Origin of the sequence: Pontibacter rugosus, assembly GCF_042678745.1 — a bacterium.
Classification (GTDB): Bacteria; Bacteroidota; Bacteroidia; order Cytophagales; family Hymenobacteraceae; genus Pontibacter; species Pontibacter rugosus.
Genome location: NZ_JBHTLD010000027.1, coordinates 20,596 through 28,618 on the forward strand (window position 1 = coordinate 20,596; position 8,023 = coordinate 28,618).

An 8,023-nucleotide genomic window follows, 5' to 3' on the forward strand; every position below is an offset into this window, starting at 1 on the left:
ATATATATAAGCTATATATAAACGGGTTGCTTTTATCGCTGTTACTGGTGGTTTCAGGTGTAAATGCGACCGCCGTAATGGCACAGGGTGCCGTTACAACTGTAAAAGGCACTGTAAGGGATGCTGTTTCGAATGAGGCGCTTATCGGGGTGTCGGTTTTTGTGCCGGGCACCAGCATCGGTACCAGCACCGACTTTGAAGGCAACTACCTGATCAGAACAAATCAAAGTATAAACAAGGTACAATTTTCTTATTTAGGATACGAGACCGTAACACTGGGTGTGTCGCCCGGGCAGGAGCAAACGCTGGACGTGAAGCTTAAAACCGGCGCCAAGCAGCTGAGTGAGGTGGTCGTGGTTGGCAAGAAGCGTAAGGTGAAGTACAGCAACAAGAACAATCCGGCCGTGGACCTGATCCGGGAGATCGTGGACCACAAGGAGCAGAACCGGCCGGAGCACTACGACTATGTGCAGTACGAGGAGTACGAAAAAACGCAGATGTCACTGGTGAACACGCCGGAGAAGCTGAAAAGAAACATCTTCCTGCGCAAGTATGACTTCATTACCAGCAACCTCGACACCACCGTGCTGGAGGGCAAGGCGCTGTTGCCGTTTTTTGTGCAGGAGCAGCTGGCGGAGCATTATTACCGCAAGGCCCCGGAGACCAGAAAAACGATTGTGAAGGCCGAGAAGAAAGTTGATTTCGGTGAGTTTATCGACAACAAGGGCTTTACCTCTTACATGCAGCACATGTACCAGGATATCGACATCTACGACAACAACATCACGATCCTGACGAACCAGTTCCTGAGCCCTATCGCCGATATGGCCCCTACTTTCTATAAGTTTTACCTCACAGACACCGTCACGACGGAGAGTGGCAGAAAGCTGGCAGAGCTTCGGTTCGAGCCGCGCAACCCTGCCGCCTTTATGTTTACGGGCAAGCTGCTTGTGACGATTGACGGCACCTATGCCGTGCAGAGCGTGGAGATGGAGGTGGCAAAGAGCGTGAGCATCAACTGGGTGCGCGACCTGAAGATCAACCTTGATTTCGAGAAGAACCCGGACGGGCGCTACCATCTGAGCAAGAGCGTGATCAAAACCGACTTCGGGCTTACGCAGAACAGCGATGCCGGTATGTACGGTGAGCGTGTTGTATCATACAAAGACTTTAAGGTGAACGAGCCACAGCCTGCTTCCCTGTACGAAGGCGAAGCCGTGGTGCGCGTGGAGAGTGCCATTGCCAAAGACGAGAGCTTCTGGCAGGCCAGCCGCCACGATTCCCTTACAGCCGTGGAGGCCAAAACCTATACCAACATCGACAGCCTGGTGAACATGAAGTCGTTTCAGCGGACCATGGATTGGGCCACTGCCCTGATTGCCGGCTACAAGCGCCTGGGGCCGAACATCGAGATTGGCCCTCTGAACACGTTCTACAGCTTTAACCCGGTAGAGGGGTTCCGCCTGCGCTTTGGCGGCCGCACCACCACCACATTCAGCAAGAAGTACATGCTGGAGACCTATGCCGCCTACGGGTTTAAAGATGAGAAGTGGAAGTACTACCTGGGCGGCAGCTATTCGCTCACCGACAGGTCTATCTATGAGTTTCCGGTGCGGTCTATCAGCGCAAGCTACCAGAAAGACACCAACATCCCCGGCCAGGAGCTGCAGTTTGTGCAGGAGGATAACTTCCTGCTTTCCTTTAAGCGGGGCGAAAACGACAAATGGCTCTACAACGAGACCTATAGTCTTAACTACCTGCACGAGTTCGAGAACCACTTCTCCTACAGGATTGGCTTCAAGAACTGGCGGCAGGCAACAGCAGGATCGCTGCAGTACGTGCGCAATGTGGAAACAGCGTCGGGCGAAATGGAGCCGCTGGATGTGCAAAACCTGGTAACGTCGGAGGCGTCGCTTGAGCTGCGTTGGGCACCAAACGAGCAGTTCTTCCAGGGTAAGCTGTATCGCACGCCGGTTGCCAACCGCTACCCGGTGTTTACCTTACGGGCAGCGGCCGGTATAAAAGACCTGTTCGATAGCGAGTATGAGTATCAGAAAGTTGCCCTGAACGTGTACAAGCGCTTTTACATGTCGCAGCTGGGCTATTCCGATGTGGTAACCGAAGGCGGTTATACTTTCGGGCAGGTACCTTTTCCGCTGCTGATGATTCACCGCGCCAACCAGACCTATTCGTACCAGTTGCAGTCCTACAACCTGATGAACTTCCTGGAGTTTGTCAGCGACCAGTACGCGAGCGTGCACATCGACCATACCTTCAACGGCTTTATCTTTAACAAAATACCGCTGCTCAAGAAAACGAAGCTACGGGAGTTTGTTACCTTTAAGGCGCTGTACGGCAAGGTTCGCAGCGAAAACATGCCGCAGGGCGACCCGGACCTGCTGCGTTTCCCGACGTTTGACGACGGGCGGCAGGCGACGTACACGCTGGAGAACAAGCCTTATATGGAAGCCAGCGTCGGCATCGGCAATATCTTTAACTTCTTTAGGGTAGACCTGGTGAAACGCCTGTCTTATCTGGACCACCCGAACGTTTCTGACATTGGTATTAGAGGAAGATTTAAGTTTGATTTTTAAATTCATAGCAGGTTAAGTATGGACAAAAATGCGCTTCGTGATGCCCTGCAGCAGGGTATATACAAGGTCATAAACCCCATGGTGCGGTTACTGATAAAGGTAGGCTTTACCCCTAACGCGGTAACTACCACTGGCCTGATCCTGAACATCGGGGTGGCTGCTATTTTTATAGTGGGCGGCGAAGTGAGCAACCGCGGCGAGCTCGAGTACGTGGGCTGGGCCGGGGGGCTGGTGCTGTTTGCGGGCCTGTTCGACATGCTGGACGGGCAGGTGGCCCGGCTGGGAAACATGGGCTCCACCTTCGGGGCCATGTACGACTCGGTGCTCGACCGCTACAGCGAGATGATTATGTTCATGGGCATCTGCTATTACCTGATTGCCCACCATTACCTGTTGAGTTCCCTTTTTGCCTTTATTGCTCTGATCGGCTCCATGATGGTGAGCTATACCAGGGCACGGGCCGAAGGCCTGGGAGTGGAGTGCAAGGGCGGCCTGATGCAGCGCCCGGAGAGGGTCGTGCTGATTGGGCTGTCGGCTATTGCTTGCGGTATCACCTACTCCTTTGTGGGTGCTGACTATAAAGTATACGTGGAGGGCATTCCGTTCCATGTGTTCGAAACCATGTCAGTGTTTACCCTGCCGATCACCGTGATGGCCGTACTGACAAACATCACTGCCGTTAACAGGCTGATGGATGCGAAGAAGGCGATGCAGCAGAAGGAGATGAAAACCGCATAAGTATAAAGCAGAACGTGAGACGCATATTTTTTATAGTGCTTGTAGCACTACTTTACACCAGCCTGGGGAGTGCACAGGCCGGTATGCTGCCGGGGGGGAAGCCAGCGGCTGCCCCTGATACGCTGCCTGTACCGAAGAACGTGAAGGACATGAAGTTTTTCGTGCAGCGTGACCCGAACAGCAACACCGTAGTTTATGAGCTGAACAAGACGGCGCAGGGCTCTCTCGACGAAAAAGACCCGATCCACCCATTCTGGATCAGGTATGCTGAAGACGGTGCGCAAAAGGAGCTGAACTATATCCAACGCAAATTTGCCTACGGCCTCAACACCAAGAAAACGGGTACAGATTCTTACGAGCTCCGGTTCGTTTGCTACTCCAAGCTTGTGCTACGCCTGCGCAAAGGTCCGGATAGCAAGTACAATGTGTACACCACCATCAACCAGAAAGAGGCTATTCTGGACCGTGTGTTTGTCCGCATAGAAGGCGGTACATTCTGGGTGCCCAATGTGCTGTATGTAGAGCTGAAAGGCAGGGACGCCGTAACCGGTAAAGCCTTGGCAGGACGTTTTAAACCGTAATCTTTTATGAAAAAGCAGTTTGTATCGAATTCGCAGGGGTCGGTAAGGATGTTTAAGTATGACTGGATGGAGGCTCTGTCCAAAGTACATTACACGGTTCCGCTGTACATTTATATACCCGTTATACTTTTCCTGAGCTGGCAGGCCCTGTTTGTGGCGCAACTGAGCCTGCTGGGTTTTCTGGGCTACGCCGCGCTGGGCCTGTTTATCTGGACGCTGACGGAGTACGTGCTGCATCGTTTTGTATTCCATTTTGTGCCGAAGGCGAAGTGGGCTTTGCGCCTGCACTTTATCTTCCACGGTGTGCACCACGACTACCCGAACGATGCGAAGAGGCTGGTGATGCCGCCTTCCGCCAGCATTCCGATGGCCACTATCCTGTACCTGTTGTTCTCGCTTGTGCTGTCTGGAGGTCCGCTGTACGCGTTTTTTGCCGCCTTCCTGACGGGCTATCTGTTTTACGACATCTTCCACTACGCCCTGCACCACTTTAACTTTAAAGGCTCCTTCTGGAAGAAACTGAAGAAGCACCACATGCTGCACCACTACGCCGATCCAAGCAAAGGCTACGGGGTAAGCTCCTCGTTGTGGGACAAAATTTTTAGATCCGATTTTGACAAAAAGTAATATGAGTGTAACGGCTACGGCGGCAGGGGAGAAGAAAGGCATTACCCGAAAGGCTGTGTTGGTGCTGGCGGCGCTATCCGTTGGGTACCTGCTGTTGTCTTACCTGCTGGTTGGTTTCAAAACGGACCAGCTGGTGTTGGTGGGGCTCGTAAACCTGCTGTACTTCCTTACGCCCATCACGCGGAAGTTTATTACGGGTTTCTCCATTTTTATCGTGTTCTGGATCCTATATGATTACATGAAGGCTTTCCCGAACTACTGGTTTAACCCGGTGCACATCGAGAGCCTGTACATGGCGGAGAAAGCATGGTTTGGTGTGGAGAGCGGCGGGGCTATACTTACGCCAAATGAATTCTGGCTGCAGCACAGCCACCCGTTCCTGGATGTGATGAGCGGGGCCTTTTACCTGACCTGGATTCCGGTGCCGATTGGCTTTGCCTTCTTCTGGTTTTTCAGAAACAGGAGGCAGTTTATTTATTTTCTGCTGACCTTTTTGCTGGTAAACCTACTGGGCTTTGTCGTGTATTACCTTTACCCGGCGGCCCCTCCTTGGTACGTACAGCTGCACGGGTTTGATTTTATCGCCAAAACCCCTGGCAATACAGCAGGTTTATCCCGGTTCGACGGTTTTTTCGGTATTACCATTTTTAACGCCCTCTATGCGAAAGGCTCCAACGTGTTCGCGGCCATGCCGTCCCTGCACTCGGCCTATCCGCTGATCGTGCTTTACTATGCCCTGAGAAACAACTTAAGTATAGCTGCGAAGGTTGTCTTTGGGATTGTTACAGTAGGTATCTGGTTTGCGGCCGTTTATACTTCGCACCACTATGTGCTGGATGTATTGGCAGGCATTACCTGCGCCACCACAGGTATCCTGCTTTTCAACTGGCTGATCAATCAGGATACGGCCCTAAGCCGGGCAGTAGAAAGGCTGGTCGCGGCTGTGCGATAGCAGGGGGAGCTAAGGCAGCTTCACAAACTTCATCTTAAACGCAAGAGTAATGGTACTTTCTGTACCGCCTGGCCCTCTTTCTGAGCGGGTGCGTTTGTCTCTCCAGATTTCGACTATAATCCTTTTATGGTCTGGTCGTTCTGGTTTTCTGTTTCACCAAAATACTTTAACTCATGAGAAAGATTCATATACTTCTCCTGTTTCCTGTGTTGCTCCTGACTGCCTGTGAGGACTTGTTTGAGTACCACCCGAACCAAATACGTCTGCGGGAAAGCGAAAAGAACCTGACCAAGCGGAACATCAGCCGCATTCAGCAGCAGACGCCCGGCGATACCCTCCGGCTTATTGTGATGGGGGATACGCAACGCTTTTATGATGATGCGGAAGACTTTGTAAAGGCGGCCAGCGCGATGGAGGGGGTTGACTTTGTGGTGCACCAGGGGGATATTTCCGACTTTGGGCTCGCCAAAGAGTTCAGGTGGGTGCATGACATTTTGAAAAGGCTCCCTGTGCCTTACCTGACCGTGATCGGAAACCACGACATGATGTCTAACGGCAGGGACGTTTACCAGCAGATGTACGGCGACCTGAACTATGCTTTTGTGTACGGAAAGGTAAAGTTCATCTTCATCGATACAAATGGCCGCGAGTACCGCTTTAACGGCAAAGTACCCGATGTTGGCTGGCTGCAACAGCAACTTACACCCACACCTGAGGATACCTGGGAGCAGGCGGTCATCTTCTCGCACATGTCACCGTTCGGCAGTGACTATGACGGCAAATTGCGTCTTCCGCTCCAGCAGGCACTCGAGCAAAGCGGGCGCGTGCAGTTGAGCCTCCACGGCCATGAGCACAACTGGGAGTTCTATCAACCGGAAGAAGGCAACATCACTTATCAAATCACGACCTCTATGAACAACAGGGGTTTCTCCTACATTAAAATCTGGTCAGATGGGTTCAAAATTCAACGGATGCATTACTAAGGTGAGAGCGGCTTTTATACTACTAGCAACCGTGCTACTGCTACAGGTGCCGGGCAAGGTTCACGGTCAAGAGGTGGAGCGCTCGCCCTACTACCTCAAAACACAGTTTGCCGGCGACATCGGTTTGGTTGCTGTTGGCTTTGGCAGGGAGCATTTGCAGGAGAAGCTGGAAACAGATCTCTTTTTGGGCTATCTCCCTGCAAGTGTTGGCGGTGAGCAGATCCTTACGGCAGCCTTGAAAGCGACGTATATTCCGTTTCAGGACATTCCGCTGGCGATGCTCGACTGGCAGCCCTTCAGAACCGGCCTGCAACTTGGCTATACGTTCGGTGACGACTACTTCGGTATTGAGCCCCGCGACCAGTACCCCAAGGGCTACTATGGCTTCTCCACGGCCTTGCACCTGTACTACTTTATGGGAGGCGAGCTGGACCTGGCAAGGGTAGAGGGCCTGGAGAGGCTGGGGCTGTACTATGAAGTGGGCACCATAGGCAAATACCTTATTTCGTACCTTCAAAACCCCGGCTATTTAGGACCGGGCAAAATTTTCCACCTGGCTTTGGGTGTAAAAGTATCTTTGTAAAAAACTGACACATGAGCATAGGTAAAAGTGAACCCTTAGAGTATGAGCGGGCCATGCAAGCGCTGCTGCAGCGCAGCACCGGAAAGTATAAAGCCTTTCTGTACGACTGCGATGGCACGCTGGCAGATAACATGCAGGCGCATAAAGACACCTATGTCAAAATAGCCGCCGGCAGTGGCGTGGTGCTCGACCCTGCCATTGTAGATGAGTTTGCCGGGCTGCCCATCCCTGCGGTGGTGGAGCAGATAAATGCCAGGTACGGCAGTAACTTTGATCCTATAGAATTTGAGCGGCTAAAGTCGGAGCTGTTCTACGAGGAGTTTATTGAGCAGACAAAGCCTGTGCAGTTTGTGGTGGACCACCTAATTGCACACGCCGGGAAAATAAAGATAGGTGTGGTGTCCGGAGGATCCAGGAAGATGATAGAGAAAACGCTGCAGGTGCTGCGGGTGGACAGCTTGGTGGAAGTGCTGGTTTGTGCCGGTGAAACACTTAATGGAAAGCCTTATCCCGATCCGTTTCTGTTGGCTGCCGAAAAGCTGGGCGTCAGTCCAGAAGCTTGTCTTGTTTTCGAAGACGGAGACCCTGGTGTAAAAGCCGCCGAAGCCGCAGGCATGAAATGGGTCAGGGTTGACAAAATAGCAGAGAAGACCTTGCTAGATTAAGGACTGTACTAATGTAAGCGCTAATTAAACAACACGAATACAGAGAGTAGCCAAGCATCTGGCAGTCATAAAGCTTAGAGGTTTTAAATTAAATTTTGATAATTCAAGTCATCTATCCTTACTGGAAACAGTGCTAAGTCTGTCTCTCATGTGGAAAAGGAACGATAATCAGGAAAAGCAATTGCTAGGGGGAAACTTCACAAGTCTGCTATTTCCAACCTCATCCCTCTTATCTAACATACGGTAAATTATTTATGAATAACATCCCTATATATAAATTGTCTTATAATTATCCTTATG

Annotated in this window: 8 protein-coding genes; all 8 read left to right on the plus strand. The window is 51.6% G+C overall.

From position 1 onward, the window contains the following. The first annotated feature begins 26 nt into the window (after positions 1–26). Positions 27–2,594 carry a DUF5686 and carboxypeptidase-like regulatory domain-containing protein gene (locus tag ACFQ2O_RS05035; RefSeq protein WP_377523359.1) on the plus strand — a complete coding sequence of 856 codons (2,568 nt, stop codon included), beginning with the start codon at positions 27–29 and terminating at the stop codon, positions 2,592–2,594. 18 nt (positions 2,595–2,612) lie between these two features. Next, positions 2,613–3,332 (plus strand): CDP-alcohol phosphatidyltransferase family protein, encoded by a 720-nt coding sequence (locus ACFQ2O_RS05040; protein ID WP_377523362.1) that lies wholly within the window; start codon positions 2,613–2,615, stop codon positions 3,330–3,332. Between the two features lie 14 nt (positions 3,333–3,346). Next, entirely contained in the window at positions 3,347–3,913 is a 567-nt protein-coding gene (locus tag ACFQ2O_RS05045) for a DUF4833 domain-containing protein (protein ID WP_089320865.1), read from the plus strand. A 6-nt stretch (positions 3,914–3,919) separates the two neighbouring features. Further along, the gene (locus ACFQ2O_RS05050; RefSeq protein WP_089320866.1) at positions 3,920–4,540 is read left to right on the plus strand and encodes a sterol desaturase family protein; all 621 of its coding nucleotides are present in this window, start codon (positions 3,920–3,922) and stop codon (positions 4,538–4,540) included. Next, a complete protein-coding gene (locus ACFQ2O_RS05055; protein WP_377523369.1) occupies positions 4,527–5,492 on the plus strand; it encodes a phosphatase PAP2 family protein in 966 nt (321 codons plus the stop codon). Before ACFQ2O_RS05050 ends, ACFQ2O_RS05055 begins: the two co-directional genes overlap by 14 nt. Before the next feature lie 173 nt (positions 5,493–5,665). Continuing rightward, entirely contained in the window at positions 5,666–6,475 is an 810-nt protein-coding gene (locus ACFQ2O_RS05060; RefSeq protein ID WP_089320868.1) for a metallophosphoesterase family protein, read from the plus strand. A 31-nt stretch (positions 6,476–6,506) separates the two neighbouring features. Continuing rightward, positions 6,507–7,058, plus strand: a complete 552-nt coding sequence (locus ACFQ2O_RS05065) for a hypothetical protein (RefSeq protein WP_106219174.1) — start codon at positions 6,507–6,509, stop codon at positions 7,056–7,058. Between the two features lie 11 nt (positions 7,059–7,069). After that, entirely contained in the window at positions 7,070–7,723 is a 654-nt protein-coding gene (locus ACFQ2O_RS05070; RefSeq protein WP_089320870.1) for an HAD family hydrolase, read from the plus strand. Positions 7,724–8,023: the final 300 nt, after the last annotated feature.

What these genes read in the sequence shown, in the direction of transcription:
- ACFQ2O_RS05040 (WP_377523362.1), top strand. Translation starts at nt 2,613, where the DNA reads ATGGACAAAAATGCGCTTCGTGATGCCCTGCAGCAGGGTATATACAAG.
- ACFQ2O_RS05060 (WP_089320868.1), top strand. Translation starts at nt 5,666, where the DNA reads ATGAGAAAGATTCATATACTTCTCCTGTTTCCTGTGTTGCTCCTGACT.
- ACFQ2O_RS05070 (WP_089320870.1), top strand. Translation starts at nt 7,070, where the DNA reads ATGAGCATAGGTAAAAGTGAACCCTTAGAGTATGAGCGGGCCATGCAA.
- ACFQ2O_RS05050 (WP_089320866.1), top strand. Translation starts at nt 3,920, where the DNA reads ATGAAAAAGCAGTTTGTATCGAATTCGCAGGGGTCGGTAAGGATGTTT.